This is a genomic window from Alteromonas sp. CI.11.F.A3, assembly GCF_032925565.1.
Taxonomy (GTDB): domain Bacteria; phylum Pseudomonadota; class Gammaproteobacteria; order Enterobacterales; family Alteromonadaceae; genus Alteromonas.
The window spans coordinates 2192951-2216466 of the sequence record NZ_CP136708.1 but is presented as its reverse complement, the minus strand read 5'-3'; the positions used below and the strand labels follow the sequence as shown (position 1 = coordinate 2216466).

Sequence of the window (23516 nt, the reverse complement as noted above, 5' to 3'; positions counted from 1 at the left end):
ATACGTAAAATTTCATCTTTGTAGAGTACATGCGTATCTAGAATGAACACTGGAAATAACACCTAGGAAACAATAGGGATAGCATACACTGCGATACTTTTATTTAGGCTTTCATTCGGGCTTTAATTTGTTCTAGCAATATATAAGTGGGCATAAGGAATTACATGACAATAGAAAGCAGCCTTGTCATTTTCGACTGTGATGGCGTGTTAATTGATAGTGAAGTGTTATCAATGCAAAGCTGGCAGCGCTTGCTTGAGACTTATGGCGTGTCGATTAACGCGGAATATTTTATCAGTAAATTTCTTGGTAAAAGTATGCAACATGTTGAACAGCAAATTCATCATGATTTTGGCCTGACTGTCACCACTCAAATTAAAGATGAATTTCACACTTTGCTTAAGCAAAGCTTTTCTAATGATTTAATGCCGACTCTGGGCATTGAAAGCCTACTATCTAGGCTAAAAGTTCCCTATTGTCTTGCTACTAGCAGTTCGCCGGAGCGCACAGAGTACGCTTTATCTTGTACTGGCTTAAGCCAGTATTTCACTGGCAATATATTTACACGTTCTCTTGTGAAACACGGGAAGCCAGCCCCCGATCTCTTTTTATACGCGGCTGAAAAAATGGGTGTTACGCCTAAACACTGTATTGTTATTGAAGACTCCCCTGCGGGTATTGAGGCTGGTATTGCCGCAAACATGCAGGTTATTCACTACACGGGGGGAAGTCATTTGAAGGATATGCCAACAAACCACACGACAACCATTTCACATTGGGATAACTTTATACAAGCCTACCCTATGTTGGTATCTGATTGATGGAACAAGAATAAATGAGTAAAAAACAACAACTAGAAAATCAACGTCTTGACGAAGCTGCTCGTGCTGGGTGGCTTTATTATGTAGGCGGTAAGACACAGGACGAAATTGCGAAACGTTTAAATACCTCTCGACAAAGTGCCCAGCGCTTAGTGGCGCTGGCCATGTCTGAAGGGCTAGTGAAGGTGCGACTCGAGCACCCTATTGCCCGTTGCATGGAGTTAGCTGAAACTATTCAACAGCGCTTTGGTCTGCAATTTTGTGAGGTCGTGCCCTCTGTGGTTGGCGACGAAAACTCTACCTTAGGCTTGGGGCAAGCAGGTGCCAGTGCCATAGAGCGCTCGCTCAAATCTGACTCACCACAGACTATTGCGTTTGGTACTGGCCGCGTTTTACGCGCGTGTGCTGACGAACTGGCGTTGATGAGCTGCCCGCAGCACAAAATTGTGTCTTTAGTGGGAAACATTGCCAACAACGGTGAGGCTACTCGCTATGATGTAGCCGTGCACATTGCCGATAGAGTAAAAGCCCAACATTATCCTATGCCATTACCTGTTATTGCTGGCTCGGAAACCGAGCGCGAACAATTGCATCAACAAGCTCACATTGCGCGTATTCACAAACTGTCTCGACAAGCAGATATTACTTTTGTAGGCATTGGTAATTTGGGGAACACATCTCCACTGCATGTAGATGGGTTCATTAATGATAACGAAACGCAAAGCTTGTCTTCTTTGGGTGCCACTGGAGAGATTATCGGTTGGGTTTACAATCGTGAAGGCGCTATTGTTGATTGTGAAGTGAATCGAAGGGTAACCAGTAGCAAATTAACCCTAGCCTCAGAAAAACCAGTAGTGGGAATTGCGGCAGGTATGAATAAAAAAGATGCCATATTAGGTGCCTTGCGTTCCAAGCTTATCAATTCACTCATTACCAATGAAACCACTGCCCAAGCCTTGCTTAATAGCTAACGGGCTTTTTTCTTAGGGCGTATTTTTTAGTGCGTTTTTTCTTAGCGCGTAGATGAGTCATCGTATTGGTTACTTATCTACGCCTATTATCAATGTAATTCAATGCTGCAGTTCAACACCGCCATTCGATTGTGCTAATTATTAGTGCTTATCAACAACGCTAATCAATAGTGCTTATTAATAACGCCACCACCACGCCCACTCTTCTTGATAAAGCCAAATTTTCCTTAAACGCTGCTTGTTATCCAACAAATTTCAAATAAAACGTAAAAAATTAGCGATTCTGAGCTGGCTAGGTGAGCAAAAACCACGTTCATTTACCTTTTCAAATTTATTTTTCGCTTTTTTCACCGATAAATTGACGTAGGTTTGCCGTTTCAATTTTTTCTTATACTTTAGTTGGCACCTTATAAATAAAGGGCTAGAACCTAGCAACACCTCTACAACTTTCGTATAAGGTATACTTTGGGATACCTTGTTATTTGCTTGCATGTTTTCTGACTTGCCCATTTGGTTTTTAATTATTCCCGAACCGAACAGACAAACTTTAAATTAAACATTAAATACGAAAGGAAATTAACCATGTTGAAAATTGTTAAAACTTCTTTAGTTATCGCAGCATCTACTCTAGCTTTCTCTAACGCAGCACAAGCCGATGTAAACGAAGCGCTAGCCAACATTTGTACTATCGTTCAAGCAGACGATAAAGGCGAACTACGTAAAAAGATGCGTCGTGTACAATCAGATTTCAAATTAAAATTGCATGATTACTATTCAGGTATTTCGTGTAACGGCAACAGCCTAATCCGTACTGCTATCGTAAACAACGCGGTAGATGTAGGTACACTTTTGGTTAAGAAAATGCCAAGCCGTGAACTACAAAACCCAGAAGCAGACGGTAAAACACTTCAAGCGTGGATTGCTGAGCAAGGTCTTCAATCAAGCCCTATCTCTAGCGAACTTAACGAACGTATCTAGTTTTTAAGATACTTCGCACCATGTAAAGATACAGCAGTTCAACATGGTAACGGCAGGAAGCCGTGCTTGTGGCCCCGAAAGGGGCCACGCCCCTTTTCCAATATCGCTTTTCTCATACTTCTTTTTAAAAAATCCTACGTTACAAAATCAGTTATTTCTTTTGCAGCCCAACTCGCTTGCTCTCTATGAACCCAATGTGTTGCCGTATCGTGATACACAATTCGTAGGTCGGGAACGTACGCTGTTAAACCATCTAAGATACCTTCATCAAACGCATCATCTAAACGCCCCCATAATACCAATGTAGGTAAAGTGACGCGTAGAACCGGGACACGTAAGCGTGACAATTCTGTTTCAGGTGCGTGCTCATCGGGTGCCGTTTGTGGCATTTCTCGGTAATAGTTCAGCATGGCTGACAATGTTGGAGTATTGCGCCAACTACGAAGTAGTCTTTGCCCGTAGCTATCTGGGCTAGCCTTATGGTCTTTATTTTTGGACATGGCGTGTTTGGGCATGGCGCCGTCAAACATAGCAGAGCCTAACATCCCCTTAAGCAACGCAAAATCGGTTTGCTGCAAGACAACCTCAGCATCGTCTGCTATTAGCGCTTTTATGTACTCACTTTTCTTACGTTGTGCGCTACTTGTTTTAAGCGCTTGGGTAAAGGTGCTTGGGTGCGCTGCATTTAAAATCACCAGCTTGTGAAATAAATTAGGCTGAAAAGCGGCTAACGGCCACGCTATCGCCCCACCCCAATCATGACCTACTAATATCGCTTTTTGACCTTGGCTAACTGTTTCAACAAATTCCCCCATTCGAGAAACCAAGGAAGGAACTTGGTAATCGCTGCTATCTGTTAACGGCTCTGATTGATGGTAGCCCGGTAAATCAGGCGCAATAATATGATAATCAGTTGGCAAGGCATTGATGAGCGCTTCCCATGCATGGGCATTTTCAGGGAATCCATGAAATAAAATAAGTAACGGGTTATCTGAGGTTTGCCCTTTTCTTTCTAGATAATAAATACGGTGGTGTTGAATAGAAATGGTGTGAGGTGTTACTGCGTTTAGTGGCATATCTAGCCTTTCGCAAAACAGTAAAGAAAAAAATGCCGAGCAGGTGCTCGGCATTTCATTACGTATCGTATTTACTCGATAGCAAACATGCTTTCTGGCATAGACATAAGGTTGTCTGAGCCTGAGTGCATGGCTGATACAAGTGAACGGGTGCGCGTTAGTAAGCGATCAAAATAGAAACCAGTGGTTAAGATTTTACTCTTATAGAACTCGGTCTCAGTACTACCTGCATCAAGTTGTTCTTGTGATTTAACAGCCATTTTCAACCAGAAGTAAGCGACTGTCACATAACCTGAGTACATAAGGTAATCCACCGACGCGGCACCAATCTCATCAGGATTAGAGGCTGCCGCTTTACCAATATCCATGGTAAGTTGCTGCCACTCATCTAAATGAGACGTTAATGCATTGGTCCACGCACTGAACTGCGCTTTACCGCGAAGCGATTCGCAATATTCACGCACTTCTTGCACAAAAACATTAAGCAATTCGCCATTAGAGCCCATCACTTTACGGCCTAATAAATCGATAGCTTGAATACCTGTAGTGCCTTCGTACATGGTACAAATACGGGTATCACGTGCTAACTGTTCCATGCCCCATTCTTTGATGAAACCATGGCCACCGTAAACTTGCATACCGTAGCTTGTGCTTTCTTGCGCTGTTTCTGTCAAGAAGGCTTTAACGATAGGTGTTAAGAAAGCAAGCTTGGTATCAGCCAGTTTCTTCTCTTGTGCATCATCACCGTAAAGGGTCACATCAACCAACTGCATGCAGTAAGCTGCTAATGCACGGTTACCTTCTGCAAAGGCTTTTTGCGTAAGTAGCATGCGGCGAACATCAGGGTGCACAATAATTGGATCTGCTGGGCCATCTTGGTTCTTACGACCAGTTAAAGAACGAAATTGAATACGATCTTTAGCGTAACGCAATGCACCTTGGAAAGACGCTTCAGAAGCTGCTAAGCCTTCAAGGCCAGTACCAATACGGGCAGTGTTCATAAAGGTGAACATGCAATTAAGACCACGGTTTGGCTGGCCAATCAAAAAGCCTTTCGCACCGTCAAAGTTAATCACACAGGTGGCGCTAGCCTTAATACCCATCTTGTGTTCAATACTGCCACAAGCAACGCCGTTGCGATCTAGCTTTTCGCCTTCATCAGAAACGTTGAACTTAGGTACTACAAATAACGAAATACCTTTAGTGCCTTCTGGGGCGCCAGGCAAACGGGCAAGTACAATATGAACGATATTTTCAGACATATCGTGCTCACCGGCTGAGATGAAAATCTTCGTACCCGTTAAGCTGTAGCTTCCATCGTCTTGTGGTTCTGCACGGCATTTAAGCATACCCAAATCAGAGCCACAATGCGCTTCTGTTAAACACATGGTACCTGTCCATTCACCGCTGATAAGCTTTGGTAAATATTGGTTTTGTAGTGTTTCAGTACCGTGTGCTTTGATGGTTTCCATACACCCTTGGCTTAAGCCAGGGTACATAGCCCATGAGTGGTTAGCACCCGAGAACCATTCAGCAATAATAGATGACAGTGAGTATGGCAATGCTTGACCACCAAACTCTTCAGGGTGAGACATACTTGGCCAGCCGCCTTCAACGTATTGTTGATAAGCTTCTTTAAAACCAGCAGGCGTAGTCACTTCACCGTCTACCCACTTACACCCTTCTTCGTCACCAGACATGTTGATGGGTGCTAGGCTGTTTTCAGAAAACTTAGCCGCTTCAGAGAAGATAGCTGACACTAAATCTTCTGATGCTTCGTCAAAACCAAGCTTTTGATAATGTTCTTGATAGTTTAATAGCTCATGTGTAACAAACATGGCGTCGCGTTGTGGAGCTTTATAACCTTCCATACCAAATACCTATATAACTTCAAATAAACCAGCAGCACCCATACCGCCGCCAATACACATAGTACAAACAACGTATTTAGCACCACGTCGTTTGCCCTCGATTAATGCATGACCCACCATACGTGCGCCACTCATTCCGTAAGGGTGACCAATTGAAATTGCACCACCGTTTACGTTTAGTAATTCATCAGGAATACCCAGCTTGTCGCGGCAATAAAGCACTTGAACAGCAAAGGCTTCATTAAGTTCCCACAAACCAATATCGTCCATGGTTAAGCCGTGTTGCTTTAACAATTTAGGAATAGCGAACACAGGGCCAATACCCATTTCATCTGGTTCACAACCTGCTACCGCAATACCACGGTAAATGCCTAATGGTTGCGCTTGGCCTTTAGCGGCAGAGTGTTCATCCATAATCACGGTAGCACTAGCGCCGTCCGACAATTGACTCGCATTACCCGCAGTAATACAACCGCCTTCAATCACAGGATTCAGCGAACGCAAACCTTCAAGTTGGGTTTCGGGACGGTTACCTTCGTCTTTCGATAACGTCACTTCTTGCTCACTTGTCTCGCCAGTTTCTTTATTAAAAATGGCTTTAGTGGCCGTAATTGGCACAATTTCGTCGTCAAACTTACCCGCTTCTTGACCTGCCGCAGTGCGCATTTGGCTTTGATAAGCGTATTCGTCTTGCACGTCACGGCTAATACCGTAACGCTGTGCCACAACTTCAGCAGTTTGCAGCATAGGCATATAAATACTTTTATGCTTTGCCACTAATTGTGGGTCTACCGCGCGAGACATGTTCATGGCTTTGGTTTGAACCAAAGAAATAGAATCTAACCCGCCCGCTACCATAATATTGGTATCGCCAGTACGAATACTGTTTGCCGCATTAGCAATGGCATACATGCCAGAGCTACATTGCCTGTCTAAAGTCATACCTGCAACAGTCACCGGCAAATCGCCTGCTAATGCCGCTAAGCGACCTATGTTCATGCCGCCACTGCCTTGCGTTAGGGCTGCGCCCATGATCACATCGTCGATACTGGCAGGATCGACACCTGCACGTTGTACCGCGTTGCGAATAGCATGACCACCTAATGTAGGGGCTGGTAAATTATTAAGTGCGCCTTTATAGGCACGGCCAATAGGCGTTCTTGCGGTACTAACTATTACTGCATCGCGCATAGCGTACTCCTTAGTTTTTAAATTTTGCGAAGCTACTGCGCTCTTGCGCTAGCTTGATTAATAGGTCGCTTGGTTGTAACCACATTTTTCCGTAGTCACCCAGTCTTTCAGCGTAGGTAGATAGCTTATCTACGATTTCCCCAAGGCCAACTTCATCGGCATACTGCATAGGGCCGCCACGATAAACTGGGAAGCCATAGCCATATACATAGATAACATCGATATCGCTAGATTTAGCCGCGATACCTTCTTCAAGAATGCATGCGCCTTCGTTAATTAAGGTGTATAGACAACGTACCAGAATTTCTTCATCGCTAATGTCATCGCGCTGGGTAACTCCAAGGCGCGCAGCTTCTTGTTTAGCAATTTCTAGTACTTCAGGGTCTGGAATTGGAACACGGCTGCCAGCTTCATAAAGATAAGCACCACGACCCGTTTTAAGACCGTTACGATCTTTCTCTACCAATCGGTCAGCCACTGCACCGTAAGAAGGGTCATGTGAAATAAAGGCTTGGCGAGACTGGCGTACATAGTAACCAATGTCTAACCCTGCCATGTCACCCATGGTAAATGGCCCCATAGGCATACCAAACTGTGTAAGCACACGGTCGACTTGCTCAGGGCTTGCGCCTTCAAGCAATAAACGGTTAGCTTCACGGCCATATGGTTCAATCATGCGGTTACCAACGAACCCAAAACATACGCCAACCAATACCGCGACTTTCTTAATGCGCTTGGCTAACTTCATGCAGGTTTTGATAACGTCTGCTGACGTATCTTGTGCTTTAACCACTTCTAGCAGCTTCATAACGTTAGCAGGCGAGAAGAAGTGAAGACCGATAACATCTTGAGGTCGTGAAGTGCACGCAGCAATTTCGTTTACATCAAGCGTAGACGTGTTAGATGCTAAGATAGCCCCTGGCTTACAGACTTTATCTAAGGTAGTGAAAACAGTTTTCTTCACTTCCATTTTTTCAAATACAGCTTCAATAACAAGGTCAACATCTGCTAGGTCGTCATACGTGGTGGTGCCGCTTAGTAGCGCCATACGTGTTTCCACTTGCTCTTGGGTTAACTTACCTTTTTTCGCTGAGTTTTCGTAATTCTTACGAATAAGCGCCAAGCCTTTATCTAGCGCTTCTTGCTTAAGCTCTAGCATGGTGACTGGAATACCCGCGTTCGCGAAGTTCATGGCGATACCGCCACCCATGGTGCCAGCGCCTATAACGGCAACTTTCTCTATGCTTCGTTCAGGTGTGTTTTTATCGAAGTCACTTACATGTCCTGCAGCGCGTTCAGCAAAGAAAAAATGCTGCTGAGCTCGGGCTTGCGGTGTGTTCATGCATTCCATGAACAGCTTACCTTCGTGCTTAAGGCCATCTTCAAAGGCTAACGTATAAGCGCCTTTTACCGCTTCAATACATTTTAGTGGAGCAAAAAATCCACGGGCTGCTTTTTTCGTTTGGGCGGTAACGGCATCAAATACGCCCTGCACTTCTTCTGACATTGTCAGCGTAATATCACTGGTACGTTTAATACCGTTTTCAGCAGTTAATGCACCAAGATACTGCTTAGTGTCTTCAAGCAAATGTTCCGGTTTATCAGAAATCTTGTCGAATACACCTGGAAGCTTCACTACCGGAGTAGGCTTACCGGTAACTATCATTGTTAAAGCGGTAGCAGGATCGGCTAAACGTGGTAAACGCTGCGTTCCACCTGCACCTGGCAATATGCCTAGGTTAACTTCTGGAAGACCAACCTGGTTGCCAGCAAAGGTAATTCTGTGATGACACGCTAGCGCCACTTCTAAACCACCACCAAATGCTGGTCCGGGCAATACAGCCACTACAGGTTTAGTTGCATTTTCGATTTTGTCGAGTACTTCAGGAAGGTTTGGCGATAAATCGCCACCGGAAAATTCACTAATATCAGCGCCGCCTGAAAATAGGGCGAGAGAAGAAGTGATTACAATAGCGCTAACACTGTCATCGCTTAATGCGCTTTCTATGCCATCTATTAGACCCACTCGTACTGCACGAGAAAGTGCGTTTACTGGCGCACTTTGCATAGTGATTGTTGCTACGCCCTGTTGGACTGCGTAGTCCACTGCCTTGTTTTCCATCTCTGTCATAACGGTATCCTGTTATTCACGTTAACCGGATGTTATTGCAGTGTTGTCAATCATCCAAGTTTATTGGTGTTATAGACATTCATCACAATATTTAATATAGACAGCAACCCCTTTATTTGTGCCCAACTCCCCTTGAGCGCATATTCGATAGGGTATAAGGAAGATTTGACAGATTACCTTACTAGTGTTTTTGTTAACTTACACGACAATTTGTTACATACAATTTACATTTGAGGTGGGCAAGTATGCAAGTCTTAAAAACCCCTGAAAGTGCATTCTCTTCTATTACCGACTTTCCTTATAAGCCGAAGTACGTTCAGGTTACCGATACGGTTAGCGCCGAAATAGCCATGGCCTACTATCAGTGTGGTCCAGAGGATGGTCACACTATCCTTCTTTTGCACGGCGAGCCTTCATGGGGGTATCTGTATCGCACCATGATTCCGATATTGGCCGATGCAGGCTTTAATGTTTTAGTGCCTGACTTAATTGGCTTTGGCCGTTCAGATAAGCCCACCAGGCGGGAAGATTACACTTATGCCCGACATCTTATTTGGTTGAAAGACTGGTTTAATCAAACCATTGAAGGAAAAGTCACGCTCTTTTGTCAAGACTGGGGAGGGTTGTTGGGCTTAAGATTAGTCGCCGACATGCCAGATCGTTTTGCTGGCGTTATGGCATCTAACACTTTTTTACCAACTGGTGAACATACACCACCGGAGGCGTTTTTAAACTGGCGTCGATTCTCACAGGATGTGCCGATATTTCCCGTATCAGGTGTAATTAAAGGTGGAACCGTATCTACGCTTTCTCAAGAAACATTAGATGCTTACGACGCCCCTTTCCCCTCTGAAGAATATAAAGAAGGAGCCAGACAGTTTCCTTTATTAGTACCCGCCACACCCGACGATCCCCAAAACCAAGCAAACCGAGATGCGTGGGAAAGATTAAAACAATTTAATACGCCATTTATGACCGCATTCAGTGACAGCGATCCGGTAACCGCTGGGGGCGACAAACTCATGCAGTCTTTGATACCTGGCTGTCGAGGTGTGCAGCACACCACGGTAGTGAAAGGCGGACACTTCGTACAAGAAGATAAAGGACCTGAATTGGCCGATCTTCTTATCACTTTTATTAACGCAACTGGACAAGCTTAAGGGAACCACCATGGATTCATTGTTAGATTTTAGCGACAAAGTAATATTAATCACCGGCGCGGGCAGCGGTTTTGGCCGCTTATTAGCAGAAGGTTTAGGGAGTCGAGGCGCCAAACTGGTGCTATCGGACATTAATGAAGAAAACTTAGCGTCATGTCGCGCTGACGTTGCAAGCTATACCGATGTGGTAACGAAAGCGGGCGATATTGCCAGTGAGGCATTGAACAAAGCCTTGGTGGAGTTAGCAAAAGAGAAATTTGGTCGCTTAGATATCGCCATCAACAATGCCGGCATTGCCCATGTTCCTGCCCCTATGCATGAAATGACCGAAGAGATAATAGACCTTCAGTTTGCTGTGAACGTAAAAGGCGTGATGTTTGGCATGAAGTATCAATTACCGCAGATGTTATCGCAGAAGCAAGGACATATATTAAATGTGAGTTCCCTTGCCGGTTTAGGCGGCGCACCGAAAGGTGGCGCGTATGCCGCCGCTAAACATGCGGTTGCAGGCGTGACTCGAACTGCTGCTGTTGAATATGGCCGAAAGAATGTACGTGTAAATGCAGTGTGCCCTTTTTATAGCCCTACCAACATTTTAAATGTGGACGGTTACAACACCAAAGAAGCACAAACTCAACTTGGCATGGGAAGCCCAATGAAACGCTTAGGCGAGCCTCAAGAAATTGTAAATGCCATGATCCTTATGTTGTCACCAGGTAATAGTTACATGAATGGGCAAACTATTGCGGTAGATGGCGGCGTCACTGCATGGTAAGCGCTTGGCGGATGCCTGTTGCTGGTTTAAACAGGCATCCAAAAGTATAAGTTTTCATACCTTAGTATAAAGGGTGATGTTTTGTTTTAGTGCGACTTTAGTTGTAATGAAGCGGAACAAACAAAACCTTCGGACGAAGCGACTTGTTAGTCGCTTCTGACTTTTTACCTAGCCAATCTGTGCGCTAAGAAGCTATACGCTAAGAGTACTTATGAAAATGACATTAAGACACTTCATTACTATGAGCAGCATTGTTGTTGGTTTAGGCCTATCTTCGAACGGTTTAGCCAACGAGCTATCAACGCAATACGCAACGTCTGCTTCAGCATCAACATCTGGGTTTCAGCTTGTAAACCCTACGCAGAATTCACCCGTTACCGTTAAGAAAGTACGAAGCCAGTCTTCTTCTTTTGCGCTTAAACGTTTGATTTCTGTTTCAACACAAAAGCGTTCTGCATCTAACGCTACGCGCTTACTCCATACAGCTTTGCCACAAGGTATTGTTGTAGCTCAGTAATTACCAGTCAATGCTTGTAAGCCCATAAATATTTGCATACCTGTAAGCAATTGCCGCTCTGCTTCTAGCTCGACCAACCTGCTTCGACCCCAGCTTATTTAAGCCTATTGGCATGTGCTTATTATAGCCAACAGCTAAATACATTGCTGATATAAGCGCCGTTTCTCATCTACACTTATCTGTATTCATCTACATTTGGCGGCCTATAATCAACATCATTAGTATGCCACAATACGGCTAAAAGTCAGTTAGACAATGGTTGGAGAAGCGCATGGTTGTTGACCACATCAAAGTATTCATTCCCAGTAAAGATTACGAAATATCGAAAAGTTTTTACGGCCAAATCGGTTTTAAAGGTGAATTTGTTTCCGATGAATTAACCTTATTTGAAAATGGCGATTGCCAATTCTTTTTACAGAATTTCTATCAGGAAGATTTGGCAAAAAACTTCATGCTGCAGGTTTGCGTAAAGGATATTGAAGCGGCACATTCATTATGTAAAAAAGCCACCGATAAACTCAAGATATCAGACGTTTCGATAGAAGCGTGGGGAAAGGTATTTTATCTGTGGGGCCCTAGCGGCGAACTATTGCATATCACTGAGCTTCAAAAGTCTTAAACAATAAAAAAGGCATGGAAGGCAGCAGAGTGATCTGCTGTCGTTAGCCATGCCTTGTCGCTTTTATCTTTCGTATATACCTAATAACGCTTTCAGGTTATTTTTCCAAAACGCTATGGTGTAATAACCATTTTGCCTTTTACTTCGCGGTTCATCACTTTAGCCATGGCTTCGGTAGCACGGTCCATGGGTAAGGCTTCATCTACCACAACTTTCACTTTACCTTGCACATACCAGGTTAAAAGCTCTTGCATGTTAGCGGCAAAGCCTTTTGGATCGTGCTGGGTGAATGAACCCCAAAATACGCCAACTACTGAATAGCCTTTCACTAACGATAAGTTCACAGGGAATTGAGGAATTTCACCACCCGCAAAACCAACTACAAGCAAACGCCCTTCCCACGCCATACTGCGGCTACAGGCGTGAAAAGTATCGCCACCAACACATTCGTAAACCACATCAGCGCCTTTACCGTCTGTGGCTTCTTTAATGGCATCTTTTAGGTTCTTTTCTTTGTAGTTAATAAGTATATCTGCGCCATGCTCTTTGGCCAGCGCAAGCTTTTCTTCAGTAGAGCAAACGGCGATAACCGTAGCCCCCATTTCCTTACCTATTTGCACTGCCGCTAAGCCAGTACCGCCAGCCGCGCCTGTTACCACAAGGGTTTCACCCGGTTGAATTTTGGCTCGCTGTTTTAGCGCATGGTGGGCAGTAGCGTGCGCAGTCACTAGTGCAGCACCTTCTTTTACATCGATAGGATCGGGTAATGGCATAACATGCGTAGCAGGCACCAATACTTTCTCGGCAAAGCCACCTAGGTTAGACAATGCAATAACGCGCTGTCCTACACTAATATGCTTTACACCTTCTCCCACTTCGGCTACCACACCAGCCACTTCATTTCCTGGCACGAATGGGCATGGCGGTTTCATTTGATATAAACCTTGCACCAGTAGCCCATCAGGGAAATTTACACCAGCCGCCTCTACATTCACGACTACGTGCCCTGGCTTGATTACTGGATCGTCAATTTCTTTGCATTTTAAATCGTCTATTGGTCCAAATGCCTCACATACAATCGCTTTCATAGCCACTCCTTATCATTCGTTTCTTTGCTTACCGCTCGTTTATCAACGGGCGACAAGTTGTTCATTAGCGCTTAAGTAATCCCACTCGCGCCTATTTATTAGTACCGCGAGTGAGCACAATCACCATCCGCATGGCGTTCAAGCCCGTTTCAAAGTAAATAAGGTTCACAACCGTATTCGGTGGTTTACCCGTTATGATGAATTGTTTTATTCGCAATTTGTGCCAAAGGGCGCACCATAGCGCCTAATTGCATCGCCTTGTCGCTTGATGCATTCCCGTCATGGGCTCGTTTTACCACCCCTTGCAGGATGGCCGCTAAACGGAAAAAACTAAACGCGAGGTAAAACGTCCAGTTGTCTATTTTGTCGATGCCCCGTCGTTTGCAATAGGCATTTACGTATTCTTCTTCACTAGGAATCCCTAGCGCGTCTCTGTCTAACCCGCCTAAGCCGGAAGCGTGGGCAATGTCACTCGGTAAACGCAATTGCATGCATTGATAGGCTAAATCAGCATATGGATGCCCTAAGGTAGACAGTTCCCAATCAAGTACCGCAATCACTTTAGGTGCATCAAGGTTAGACATATCAAACATCATATTATCTAACCTAAAATCACCGTGAACTAAGGCTATCTGCCCGTCGTCTTCAGGCAAATTTTCTTCTAAATAGGTAATAAGCTGTTCGATGTCTTCAACGTGTTCTAGCTCAGACGCACGGTATTGTTGAGTCCAGCGGCTTAACTGACGTGAAAAGTAACTCCCGGGTTTGCCGTAACTCGTTAACCCAGCGGCTTCAATATCAACACTGTGCATTACTGCCAACACGCGGTTCATTTCATCGTACATGGCACCACGGGTTTTGGGGCTATCGACTTCCGGTAAGGCGCTGTTCCAATAGATGTCGCCCTCAACGTAAGCCATGATGTAAAACATACTGCCTATAATGTCGGCATCTTCACACAAGTGATAAACCTTAGGCACAGGTACTTCTGTATTACTGAGTGCATTAATCACGCGGTACTCGCGATCAACCGCATGGGCAGACTTAAGCAGTTTCCCCGGCGGTTGGCGACGCAGCACATAAACGCCAGAATCAGCATTTAATTTAAACGTAGGGTTAGATTGCCCACCAGAGAATTTCTCTGCCGACAATACCGTGCCTATTTCTGGGCACGCCTTATTTAAGTAGCGATTTAACGTGTCTATATCTAGTGTGTGCGTAGCCACAGATACTCCTTAAGCGTTCTTTTCGGCAATAAGATTGCGACCCAGTTGCATCATGTGCACTTGATCAGGGCCATCTGCTAAACGAATGGTTCTGGCGTACGCGTACATGGCTGACAAGGCGTAGTCTTGGCTTGTACCGGCAGCACCGTGCATTTGAATAGCTTCGTCAATAACCTTACACGCCATTTTAGGTGCAACAATTTTTATCGCAGCAATAATATCGCGAGAGACTTTATTGCCGTATCTGTCCATTTTATCGGCGGCTTTAAGTGTTAATAAGCGAGCTTGCTCAATGTCACAATGCATTTGCGCAATACTCTCTCGCACTGACTGCTGCTTGCTAAGTGGCTTACCAAACGCTTCACGCTGCTCTACTCGCTCGCAGGCTAAATCTAAGGCGCGCTGCGCACAGCCAATTAAACGCATGCAGTGATGAATACGACCTGGCCCTAAGCGACCTTGTGCAATTTCAAAACCCCTGCCTTCACCAAGTAATAAGTTACTTACTGGAACACGCACGTTATCGAACAATACTTCCGCATGCCCTACTGGTTCATCAAAATAACCCATCGCAGCCATTGGGCGCACAATGGTGACACCCTTAGTATCCATTGGCACTAAAATTTGCGACTGTTGTTGATGGCGAGCAGCTTCAAAATCAGTTTTACCCATTACCACCATGATTTTGCAATTTTCGTTCATGGCACCACTGGTGTACCATTTGCGTCCGTTGATTACGTATTCATCGCCATCGCGGGTAATAGAGGTTTCAATATTAGTCGCATCACTTGAAGCTACTGCTGGCTCGGTCATGGCAAATGCCGAACGAATTTCGCCATTAAGCAACGGCTCTAGCCATTGTTTTTTTTGCTCTTCATTTCCGTACTTCGCCAATACTTCCATGTTGCCGGTATCTGGCGCGCTACAATTGAAAATTTCTGAGCTAAACAACACGCGCCCCATCTCTTCACATAAAGGGGCGTACTCAGCATTTGATAACCCAGCCCCATAAGGTTTGTATTCCTCGGGCAAGAATAGATTCCAAAGGCCCGCGTCTTTAGCGCGTTGTTTGAGGGTTTGCATCATATCGGGGGTTTGCCACCGGTTCTCACCATTTTCTACCGCGTGAACATATTCCTTTTCAATTGGGTACACTTCTTCTTGCATGAAGGCTCTTAATTTCGTTAAAAGCGTTTGTGTTCTTTCATTATATTCAAAGTTCATAACTGTCCTTATCCGCTGATAGCGCTGTTTAGCTGTATGTCACAGCGTGTAATCTATCCACAACATCTAAATGTGGTACGCTGTTGAAATTGTTCAGATGCACGCCGCGAGTATTCGCGAAGCACTGAGAAAAACTCGCATTTCTAATCTGCAAGTTCATGTTAATAACCATTGGAGCGTCGTATCCGAGTATGTGTTTTAACATCATGGCAATAGCACCACCTGAACTCACCACTAGCACTCGCTTAGCTTCTGAGCTTTGAAGTGCGCTTAGCATGGTGGCAACCCTGTCTTCGAAGCCCGCCCAACTTTCATCTAACAGGTTATGGTCCAGTTCATTGGCTGCCCATGCCAGCATGGCTTTTTTAAGCAAGCGATAATATTCAGCGCGAGACGCACCTTCGGGGACTTTTTGATCTGGGTATCGGGTTAAAAATGCCGTTGCCACAGCTTGGAAGTTAAATTCGTTCAGTTCACTATTGATGTTTGCTTGGGGTAAAAAACCTGCCCCCTTTGCAATACCTTCGGCGGTCTCTCTGTGGCGCACCATGTCACCCATAAAAACACTATCGAAAGTAATATCGCGCTGCTTGAAATAGTGCCCAAGCCACTCGGACTGTTGTGCACCTAAGTCGCTGAGTTTGTCGTAGTTTGCTGCGCCAAAAGATGCTTGCCCGTGGCGTACTAGGTAGATGTCAGTCATACTACTCTCTGATGTTATCAATATGTTAACCATGGTAAGAAAAGTAGCGCCATAAGTTTAATTGATATTTTGAATGGGAATACATCATGTTAGGCTATGGGGAAATAAGGCGGATACACACGCCACAATGTCGTTAAAACGGTTGGTTTTCGAAATATGCGTACCATTGTTATAACGACTTAAAATTACTACAACACTAGGTTGTTACGTTCTTTTTTGCATAATGATGCAAAGCGTAAAATTACTGCTAAGGTTCTAGCTGTAGTCAAACGACGCTATTCGTTTGAAATGGGTTAGATGTTAGGTAAAAATAAAAATGAAAAAATTGCTGCCCAAGCACACACTTGTCGCACTAGGTGTTTCACTAGGTATTGCGGCGAGTTGCACATCTTCGCTTGCTTACAGCCAAGATAGCGCCTTAGAGCACATTACTGTTCAGGCTCAAAAAACAGCACAAAATTTACAAGAAGTGCCTGTTGCCGTCACCGCCCTATCTGGAGACGATTTAATTGAAACTGTGGTTAAAGACGTTTTTGATTTACAAAACTATGTACCAGCTTTTGGTGCTTTTCAAAATCAAAGCGTGACTAATTCAGGGTTTTCTATTCGCGGTATTGGCACATCTTCACAAAACTTCGGTTTCGAATCTTCTGTGGGTTTATATGTGGATGGGGTTTATCGTTCAAGGCAAAATGCCCTTATAAACGATTTAGTCGATATTGTCGCTATTGAAGTACTGCGCGGCCCCCAAGGCACCTTGTTTGGTAAAAATACCGCAGCGGGCGCAATGACACTTACCTCTGTGGCGCCAAGTCATACTGATACCGATGGGTTTGTAGAAGTACTGGCGGGCAATGATTCATTATTGAGAGTAAGCGCTGGTGCTTCATTCTCGTTAATTGGTGATGTATTAGCCATGCGTATTTCTGGCTTTAAGACCGAGGGTGATGGTTATATTACCGATGCCACTTCTGGGCAAAGTTTAAACAATAAAAATCGCTCAGCGGTAAAGGCTCAGTGGCTTTATACGCCAACAGAAAACGTGAGCGTTCGTATTATTGCCGATTACGGTGAGTTAAACGAGCGTTGTTGCGGTGCGCTTACTTGGCAAAATAATTTTCAGGCAAATGAAATTCCTGGAAAATATGGCACCGATGCGTTGTTATCACAGCCTCCCTTTAATGCCACCATTTATAGCAAAGACGATTTTTATGACTTCACCACGTCGTTGTCTCAGCCACCTCTTTCAAAAATGGAAGATAAAGGTGTCTCGGCTCAAATTGATGTAGCTCTTAATACACAATGGTCTTTAGTGGGAATTACGGCCTATCGGGCTTTTGACAGCATAGATAATGTAGATACAGATTTTTCAAATGCGGATCTGCTAACCGCCACTAACGATGCAAAACAACAGTCTTTCTCTCAAGAATTAAGACTGCATTATAAAAGCGACAAAATTCGTGGACTTTTGGGTGCATATTACTTCAGCCAAAATTTAGATTTAACCTTTAATACCACGACACAGTCGGCATTCGATAGCTTCTTTAGCATTGCAGGTGCCCAATTACTTCCCTTGGCAAATGCAATTGATGGACTCAGCGCAGCCACAGGTGGGTTGATCGCCCCTTCTGGGGTAGCTGCTCCAAGCAATACCGTATTTATGCATACAGCAAATCAAGAACAAGACAGTGTTGCTCTTTTTGCTCAAGCTGACTGGTTGCTTTCTGATTCACTTACCTTAACGACTGGACTGCGTTTTACCGATGAAAAGAAGTCGATAGATGGTAGGTACACCGAACAAGGCCCTGCCATTGATGGGTTAAACGGCGCCCCCGATAGTAAACCGAACATAGGAGCGGCGTTAATCGCATTAACCGATATTGGCGCAGCGCTTAGTACTGGAGGTGCCATTAGCCCAACCTCATTAAATGCCCTAGCGCCTTTTCAACAAGCTGGCTGGGGATATTTCTTCTTAGGATCATCAGCGGTGCTTCCACGACCCGATTTAAACGAAAAAATAGATGATAACCAGCTAACGGGCACAGTAAAGCTTGCTTATCAGCCTAATAAAAACCAGCTGATTTATGCTAGTTTAGCAACAGGTTATAAGGCTGGCGGCACTAATACCGACCGCATTTCACCGTCTTTAGATGCCACTTTTGAGGCTGAAAAGGCCCGCAGTGCAGAAATAGGGTTAAAACAGGACTGGCCTGAATATGGTGTGCGGGTAAATGTTGCGGCACATTATTCTACTATTAAAGATTTTCAAGCGACCACTTTTACTGGCACAGGGTTTAACCTACAAAACGCAGGCGACATTCATGTTAAAGGACTGGAGGTTGAAACTACTTGGTTGATAAGCGCAAATACAGAACTTCAGCTTAATGCATCACGTACGTTAGCCAATTTCGATACCTTCAAACAGGGTACATGTTGGGTGGCTTATTCATGGCATACTGGTATTGACGATCCGGGCAGAGCGTCACCTACCGACCCATATTGCGCACGAGACGGTGACAGGGTGGGCTTCGAGCCCCAAAACAGCTTTTCAGCTATGCTAGACCACCATTTTTCAGTGGCGAGTTACGACGCTACAATAAGCGCAGATTATCAATATACGGGCGATGTATATTTGGATGATTCGAACGACCCGTATAAACAGTCTGGTTCATACGAGATTATTAACGCTCGACTTGCACTTCATCTTGATGAATGGGACAGCGAAGTCATTGTATGGGCTCGAAATCTTTTAGATGAAGAATATATCGCCAGAAGCGGTTTTGATGTGCCAGTGCAAGAAGGAAAAATTATGGCTTACGCCGGCGCACCTCGCACCTTTGGTGTATCGGTAAGAAAGCGTTTTTAACGTTTGCCTTTGCTAAGTTAATGCGTTTTAAATATTTAAAAATGCCCCATATTCTCGTTTCCTATGGGGCTGTCGATTTGTAAAGCTGTGTATATTAACCGCGAGTTCCACACTACTGCTTTAATGATGGTAGCTTTTGAGCTAGCACTGCGTGGCACTGAGCGATAATCGACAACGCGATACTTTCAGGTAAATCGCCGCCAATATCAAACCCAGCCGGGCTAGCAAAGAAGCCCTGAAAGTCACTCTCTGTCACCCCAGCTAGCGCAAACATTTCTTCTTTACGATGAACAGGCCCCAACATTGCCACGTACTTCAGCGGGTGCCGACTTAATGTTGCTAAGGCTTTGCTGTCTATTTGACGGTGATGGGACATCAGCACCGCTGCATCAATATTATGCTCTGCGATATGCAACTTGAGTGCTTCGGCTTCAGTAGACTCGACAATAAAGTTAGCATCGGTAAAGTGCTCTACCCTTGCCTGTGCTGGCCTAGGATCCCACACACTCACCGACCATCCTTGCTGTACCGCCATCTTCACCACAAAGGTTGCATCGTATCCACCGCCAATAATAAGTAAGTGTGGAGGCGGTTGACAAGGTACTGTTAAAAAGCGCTTTCCGTTTTGGGTATCCAGTAAAGCAGCCACTTTTTTAACTTCAGCCTTCACCAAAGAGGTAGTGCCAGCCGGCTCTCTTGAACTGGCTTGTTGACTGTCGCAAACACTAACAGAAGAGGAAAGCTGGCCATTGATTTCTTGCTTCCATAAGCAAGCCTTCCCACTTACCAAATGAGAATACACAGTATGTAACTGTAAATAATGATTATCGCTATTTACGGGCAGCAGCGCTAAATGCACAACCCCGCCACAGCCGACACCTAACTTAAAGGCAATATCTTCTTCGTCGTTATCATCATAAACCGCTGTGCGATACTTACCATCTTGCATTACCCGCTGGGCTTGCTTGTTGATATCTGACTCAAGGCAGCCCCCACTTAACACACCAAGCTGGTGCCCTGCGTCGCTGAACAACATCACAGCCCCGGCTTTTCTGTAACAAGAGCCTTCCGTTTTATAAATAAGCCCCAGCACCCACTGGTGAGAATCCTTTAGCGGATGCCACTGGGCTAAAAGGTGTATTAGCTGGTTACTCATTGCTCGGTTGATGCTTGCACAATAAATTGCGCTAAAGTGTCTGGGTCTTGTGCGCCTGCAACACCATTATTGCCAATCACAAAAGTAGGCACACTTTGAATACCACGTTGCAACCATAAGTTCTCGTGCTCTCGAACCACATCGGCGTAAGTTTGATTAGCCAAAAGTTCACGTACCTCTTGCTCGTTTAACCCTACAGACACGGCTTCGCTTACTAACACGTCAGTATCGTTCACGTTTTTTCTTTCGCTGAAATATGCGGCAAACAAGCGTAATTTTAGCGCTTCTTGCTTACCTTTTTCCCCTGCATAGTGCAGCACTTGGTGTGCATTGAAGGTATTCGCCATGCGCATGCCGTCGAAGTAATCAAACTCAAAACCAACTGATGCACCTGCATCAATAAGTTGTTGTCGGTTTTGATCGCTTTGTGCTGGTGTAAGCCCGTATTTTTCCATTATATGTTCACGAACGTCTTGGCCTTCTTGCGGCATGTTCGGATTAAGTTCAAACGGGTGGAATTGAATGGTTACTTCTATATCGTCTAATTGCGCGATGGCTTTTTGTAGACGTTCGTAACCAATAATGCACCAAGGGCAAACTACATCTGACACCATATCTATTGTTACTTTTTTCATTGCACCTCCAGCGCGAAGCCGTTAAATATTGTTGTTTTTTCAACACCTGATAAATGAATAATGCATTGTAGGGGTGAACCTTCCAGCTTCAACCAACATGGCTATTTTTACCGACCAATTCATCAAGTTCTTCGTTCACTAACTTCACAACAGCGTTAGACCACAGATGATAGCCCGCAACTTGCGGATGAAAACCGTCATCGGCCATGTAATTGTGTGTGTTGTTTGATTGGCTATTATCTATTGGATTTAGCGTTAGGGTGAGTACGTTAACCCCATGATATTTGTTCACCAGCTTTAGCAAGGCTGCATTAAGGTACTTCGCTTTTTGCCCTAATACCCACCGTAATGGTTGAGGTAGCGCGGGAAATTCGTGCATGGGAGGCAGCGCAGTAAATACAATAAACTTACACTGGTATCGCGCTTTTAGTATTTCAATTATTTGCGTTAGGTTGCTACGCCACTTCCGCAAAGAAGTAAAACCAGTAACATCATTAACCCCTATTGAAATTACCGCCACGTCAAACGCTCTGCATTCAATAGGCGTGTGGAAGTCATAGGTAGAATTGAGTATTTGCGTAGAAGTAAGTAGTGAAGGCGGCGTTGAATTAGAATCAACAGTAGGTTCAGAGTTTGGTTTAGCCCGCTGCAACATGGATAACAAATCAGTACTGTTAGCTCCTGTCTTGGCCTTTAACTCCCAATTAATGCAGTAATTTGCTGATAAGCTTTCCACTAGCCACCCAGATAGTGCTTGTTTTTGGGTAGATACTCCCACACCAGCGGCGGCGGAATCTCCCGCAATTAATAACGCCAATGAAGATTTTGAATGCGCATGGTCTTTAAAATCTGCTTTGCTCGCGACCTTGTTAATGCAATGGCAACAGCCCACTCTACTGCCCGTAGGTTCCGGTAATTTGAGCGTTTTTTTCCTTACCCGCAAGCCTTGCACTAGCAAAATTGGAAAACTGACTATAATGAGTATGTTTAAGAGCAAAACCTTGAACGAGATCAATAAACACCTTACTAGTTTGCATTACTATTAATGATGAAATGGGTTTAACACGAAAGAAAGACACCGTGTATGTGGGTCTTTCGCTACTTTACTAGCAAACTAAGCAGAAGATAACTATGAATTCGCCAATTGAACAAGCCACAAGTACAATTACAAAGTATGCACAACAGGCGCCACGTTACACTTCTTACCCTACTGCACTTAAATTTGAGGCGGTGAATGACGGCTTATTAGAGAGCGCGTCTGAAAACTGCGGTGCCGATACCATAAGTTTGTATATTCACATCCCTTTCTGCGAAGCGCTTTGCTATTACTGTGGCTGCAATAAAATAGTGACCCGCCACAACGAAAAAGCCGACCATTACCTTAGCTATATTGAAAAAGAGATGGTAGCGAAAAAGTCGCTATATAAAGATAAAAAAGTGGTAGCGCTTCATTTAGGTGGAGGTTCTCCTAGCTTCCTTTCAGCAATACAACATACCTATTTAATGTATCTGATTAAGAAACACTTTCTTATTTCCAGTGATGCAGAGTTTTCGATTGAGTTAGATCCTAGAAATGTGACTTGTGATTACTTAGAGGATTTAAATGAGTTAGGTTACACCCGCGTTAGCTTCGGTGTGCAAGATATTAATGTGGATGTTCAGCAGTCTATCAATCGGGTTCAAAGTACGGCTCACATTGCAAAATTAGTGTTTAGTGCAAAAAACATAGGCTATACCTCGGTTAATCTAGACTTGATTTATGGTTTACCCAAACAAACTATGGAGAAGTTTCGCACCACGGTAGTGGCGGTAAAAGCCATGTCTCCCGACCGAATCTCTCTTTTTAGTTATGCCCATTTACCCGATAGGTTCGCAGCCCAGCGAAAAATACCGTTAGATACTCTACCTACCCCTGATGAAAAAGCGGCACTGCACCAAATGGCAGTAGAGAGCTTTACTAAAACAGGTTTTGAGATGATTGGTTTAGATCACTTCGCTAAACCCAGTGATACTTTAGCCATGGCTAAGCACAACCATGTATTACACCGAAACTTTCAAGGCTACACTACCCATAAAAACAGTGACTTACTTGGTTTAGGTGTATCGGCTATTAGCACAATAGGCAATGCGTATGGTCAGAACCCTAAGCAACTTAAAGACTATTATAACCGGTTAGATAACGACTCACCGCTAACGGCCAATGGCATTGCGTTAAGCTTAGACGATCGTATCCGCCGAGATGTGATCATGTCTTTAATGTGCAATTTGTATTTAGACAAAAAAGACATTGAAGATAAGTACGATATTAACTTCAATGGCTATTTCTGTATTGAATTAACAAGCCTTAAATCCTTGGTGGCCGACGGTATTATTGAGCTTAGCGACCGTTATATTAGTGTTCCAGATAAGTCTCGGATTTACATAAGAGCAATATGTGCAAGGTTTGATGCTTACCTTAATAAAGACCATCATATCTCGCGCTATTCTACTGCGATTTAGGAAGCAGGA

General features: G+C 44.4%; 20 protein-coding genes. 9 read left to right on the top strand and 11 right to left on the bottom strand.

Annotated features, from left to right (window positions below):
- The first annotated feature begins 164 nt into the window (after positions 1–164).
- The 3 genes from R1T43_RS09550 to R1T43_RS09540 all read left to right on the top strand — a co-directional run bounded on the left by R1T43_RS09550 (position 165) and on the right by R1T43_RS09540 (position 2770).
- On the top strand, positions 165–821 hold the full coding sequence (locus tag R1T43_RS09550) for an HAD family hydrolase (RefSeq protein ID WP_211071066.1): 657 nt from the start codon (positions 165–167) through the stop codon (positions 819–821).
- Positions 822–835: 14 nt separating this feature from the next.
- Positions 836–1792: a sugar-binding transcriptional regulator gene (locus tag R1T43_RS09545; RefSeq protein WP_211071067.1), complete on the top strand. Its 957-nt coding sequence runs from the start codon at positions 836–838 to the stop codon at positions 1790–1792.
- Between the two features lie 582 nt (positions 1793–2374).
- Positions 2375–2770 (top strand): DUF3718 domain-containing protein, encoded by a 396-nt coding sequence (locus tag R1T43_RS09540; RefSeq protein WP_013783794.1) that lies wholly within the window; start codon positions 2375–2377, stop codon positions 2768–2770.
- Positions 2771–2904: 134 nt separating this feature from the next.
- On the opposite strand, the gene R1T43_RS09535 is transcribed toward R1T43_RS09540, so the two are convergent.
- The 4 genes from R1T43_RS09535 to R1T43_RS09520 all read right to left on the bottom strand — a co-directional run bounded on the left by R1T43_RS09535 (position 2905) and on the right by R1T43_RS09520 (position 9039).
- Complete coding sequence (locus R1T43_RS09535; RefSeq protein ID WP_317355401.1) at positions 2905–3846, bottom strand: alpha/beta hydrolase; 942 nt, start codon at positions 3844–3846, stop codon at positions 2905–2907.
- Positions 3847–3917: 71 nt separating this feature from the next.
- Positions 3918–5717 carry an acyl-CoA dehydrogenase C-terminal domain-containing protein gene (locus R1T43_RS09530; protein ID WP_317355398.1) on the bottom strand — a complete coding sequence of 600 codons (1800 nt, stop codon included), beginning with the start codon at positions 5715–5717 and terminating at the stop codon, positions 3918–3920.
- 9 nt (positions 5718–5726) lie between these two features.
- Complete coding sequence (locus R1T43_RS09525) at positions 5727–6908, bottom strand: acetyl-CoA C-acyltransferase (protein WP_126872766.1); 1182 nt, start codon at positions 6906–6908, stop codon at positions 5727–5729.
- A gap of 10 nt (positions 6909–6918) precedes the next feature.
- Entirely contained in the window at positions 6919–9039 is a 2121-nt protein-coding gene (locus tag R1T43_RS09520; protein ID WP_317355395.1) for a 3-hydroxyacyl-CoA dehydrogenase NAD-binding domain-containing protein, read from the bottom strand.
- Between the two features lie 245 nt (positions 9040–9284).
- Between R1T43_RS09520 and R1T43_RS09515 the strand changes: the two genes are divergently transcribed.
- From R1T43_RS09515 to R1T43_RS09500, 4 genes are all read left to right on the top strand, one after another.
- Positions 9285–10199, top strand: a complete 915-nt coding sequence (locus R1T43_RS09515) for a haloalkane dehalogenase (RefSeq protein ID WP_317355393.1) — start codon at positions 9285–9287, stop codon at positions 10197–10199.
- 10 nt (positions 10200–10209) lie between these two features.
- The gene (locus tag R1T43_RS09510) at positions 10210–10974 is read left to right on the top strand and encodes a glucose 1-dehydrogenase (protein WP_317355391.1); all 765 of its coding nucleotides are present in this window, start codon (positions 10210–10212) and stop codon (positions 10972–10974) included.
- A 211-nt stretch (positions 10975–11185) separates the two neighbouring features.
- On the top strand, positions 11186–11491 hold the full coding sequence (locus R1T43_RS09505) for a hypothetical protein (protein WP_211071072.1): 306 nt from the start codon (positions 11186–11188) through the stop codon (positions 11489–11491).
- A 271-nt stretch (positions 11492–11762) separates the two neighbouring features.
- Complete coding sequence (locus tag R1T43_RS09500) at positions 11763–12110, top strand: lactoylglutathione lyase (protein WP_317355387.1); 348 nt, start codon at positions 11763–11765, stop codon at positions 12108–12110.
- A 113-nt stretch (positions 12111–12223) separates the two neighbouring features.
- On the opposite strand, the gene R1T43_RS09495 is transcribed toward R1T43_RS09500, so the two are convergent.
- The 4 genes from R1T43_RS09495 to R1T43_RS09480 all read right to left on the bottom strand — a co-directional run bounded on the left by R1T43_RS09495 (position 12224) and on the right by R1T43_RS09480 (position 16351).
- Positions 12224–13198: an NADPH:quinone oxidoreductase family protein gene (locus R1T43_RS09495; RefSeq protein WP_211071074.1), complete on the bottom strand. Its 975-nt coding sequence runs from the start codon at positions 13196–13198 to the stop codon at positions 12224–12226.
- Between the two features lie 185 nt (positions 13199–13383).
- Positions 13384–14424, bottom strand: a complete 1041-nt coding sequence (locus tag R1T43_RS09490; RefSeq protein WP_211071075.1) for a phosphotransferase family protein — start codon at positions 14422–14424, stop codon at positions 13384–13386.
- A gap of 9 nt (positions 14425–14433) precedes the next feature.
- A complete protein-coding gene (locus R1T43_RS09485; RefSeq protein ID WP_317355382.1) occupies positions 14434–15648 on the bottom strand; it encodes an acyl-CoA dehydrogenase family protein in 1215 nt (404 codons plus the stop codon).
- Between the two features lie 28 nt (positions 15649–15676).
- Entirely contained in the window at positions 15677–16351 is a 675-nt protein-coding gene (locus R1T43_RS09480) for a histidine phosphatase family protein (protein ID WP_317355379.1), read from the bottom strand.
- A gap of 316 nt (positions 16352–16667) precedes the next feature.
- Here R1T43_RS09480 and R1T43_RS09475 point away from each other — a divergent pair, with 316 nt between their 5' ends.
- Positions 16668–19217, top strand: coding sequence for a TonB-dependent receptor (locus R1T43_RS09475; RefSeq protein ID WP_317355376.1), 2550 nt, complete (start codon positions 16668–16670; stop codon positions 19215–19217).
- Between the two features lie 112 nt (positions 19218–19329).
- Here R1T43_RS09475 and R1T43_RS09470 read toward each other — a convergent pair whose 3' ends face one another.
- From R1T43_RS09470 to R1T43_RS09460, 3 genes are all read right to left on the bottom strand, one after another.
- Positions 19330–20373 (bottom strand): XdhC/CoxI family protein, encoded by a 1044-nt coding sequence (locus R1T43_RS09470; RefSeq protein ID WP_317355373.1) that lies wholly within the window; start codon positions 20371–20373, stop codon positions 19330–19332.
- Positions 20370–21008, bottom strand: coding sequence for a DsbA family oxidoreductase (locus R1T43_RS09465; protein ID WP_317355371.1), 639 nt, complete (start codon positions 21006–21008; stop codon positions 20370–20372). Before R1T43_RS09465 ends, R1T43_RS09470 begins: the two co-directional genes overlap by 4 nt.
- A gap of 88 nt (positions 21009–21096) precedes the next feature.
- Positions 21097–21900, bottom strand: a complete 804-nt coding sequence (locus R1T43_RS09460; RefSeq protein WP_317355368.1) for an SGNH/GDSL hydrolase family protein — start codon at positions 21898–21900, stop codon at positions 21097–21099.
- A 239-nt stretch (positions 21901–22139) separates the two neighbouring features.
- Between R1T43_RS09460 and hemN the strand changes: the two genes are divergently transcribed.
- Positions 22140–23507 carry an oxygen-independent coproporphyrinogen III oxidase gene (gene hemN / locus R1T43_RS09455; protein WP_317355364.1) on the top strand — a complete coding sequence of 456 codons (1368 nt, stop codon included), beginning with the start codon at positions 22140–22142 and terminating at the stop codon, positions 23505–23507.
- Positions 23508–23516 lie beyond the last annotated feature (9 nt).

Excerpts from the sequence above, each read along its gene's own strand:
- R1T43_RS09525 (WP_126872766.1), bottom strand. The coding sequence starts at position 6,908 with ATGCGCGATGCAGTAATAGTTAGTACCGCAAGAACGCCTATTGGCCGT.
- R1T43_RS09515 (WP_317355393.1), top strand. The coding sequence starts at position 9,285 with ATGCAAGTCTTAAAAACCCCTGAAAGTGCATTCTCTTCTATTACCGAC.
- R1T43_RS09475 (WP_317355376.1), top strand. The coding sequence starts at position 16,668 with ATGAAAAAATTGCTGCCCAAGCACACACTTGTCGCACTAGGTGTTTCA.
- R1T43_RS09505 (WP_211071072.1), top strand. The coding sequence starts at position 11,186 with ATGAAAATGACATTAAGACACTTCATTACTATGAGCAGCATTGTTGTT.
- R1T43_RS09520 (WP_317355395.1), bottom strand. The coding sequence starts at position 9,039 with ATGACAGAGATGGAAAACAAGGCAGTGGACTACGCAGTCCAACAGGGC.
- R1T43_RS09465 (WP_317355371.1), bottom strand. The coding sequence starts at position 21,008 with ATGAAAAAAGTAACAATAGATATGGTGTCAGATGTAGTTTGCCCTTGG.
- R1T43_RS09535 (WP_317355401.1), bottom strand. The coding sequence starts at position 3,846 with ATGCCACTAAACGCAGTAACACCTCACACCATTTCTATTCAACACCAC.
- R1T43_RS09500 (WP_317355387.1), top strand. The coding sequence starts at position 11,763 with ATGGTTGTTGACCACATCAAAGTATTCATTCCCAGTAAAGATTACGAA.
- R1T43_RS09470 (WP_317355373.1), bottom strand. The coding sequence starts at position 20,373 with ATGAGTAACCAGCTAATACACCTTTTAGCCCAGTGGCATCCGCTAAAG.
- R1T43_RS09485 (WP_317355382.1), bottom strand. The coding sequence starts at position 15,648 with ATGAACTTTGAATATAATGAAAGAACACAAACGCTTTTAACGAAATTA.
- R1T43_RS09545 (WP_211071067.1), top strand. The coding sequence starts at position 836 with ATGAGTAAAAAACAACAACTAGAAAATCAACGTCTTGACGAAGCTGCT.
- R1T43_RS09540 (WP_013783794.1), top strand. The coding sequence starts at position 2,375 with ATGTTGAAAATTGTTAAAACTTCTTTAGTTATCGCAGCATCTACTCTA.
- R1T43_RS09510 (WP_317355391.1), top strand. The coding sequence starts at position 10,210 with ATGGATTCATTGTTAGATTTTAGCGACAAAGTAATATTAATCACCGGC.
- R1T43_RS09550 (WP_211071066.1), top strand. The coding sequence starts at position 165 with ATGACAATAGAAAGCAGCCTTGTCATTTTCGACTGTGATGGCGTGTTA.
- R1T43_RS09530 (WP_317355398.1), bottom strand. The coding sequence starts at position 5,717 with ATGGAAGGTTATAAAGCTCCACAACGCGACGCCATGTTTGTTACACAT.
- hemN (WP_317355364.1), top strand. The coding sequence starts at position 22,140 with ATGAATTCGCCAATTGAACAAGCCACAAGTACAATTACAAAGTATGCA.
- R1T43_RS09495 (WP_211071074.1), bottom strand. The coding sequence starts at position 13,198 with ATGAAAGCGATTGTATGTGAGGCATTTGGACCAATAGACGATTTAAAA.
- R1T43_RS09480 (WP_317355379.1), bottom strand. The coding sequence starts at position 16,351 with ATGACTGACATCTACCTAGTACGCCACGGGCAAGCATCTTTTGGCGCA.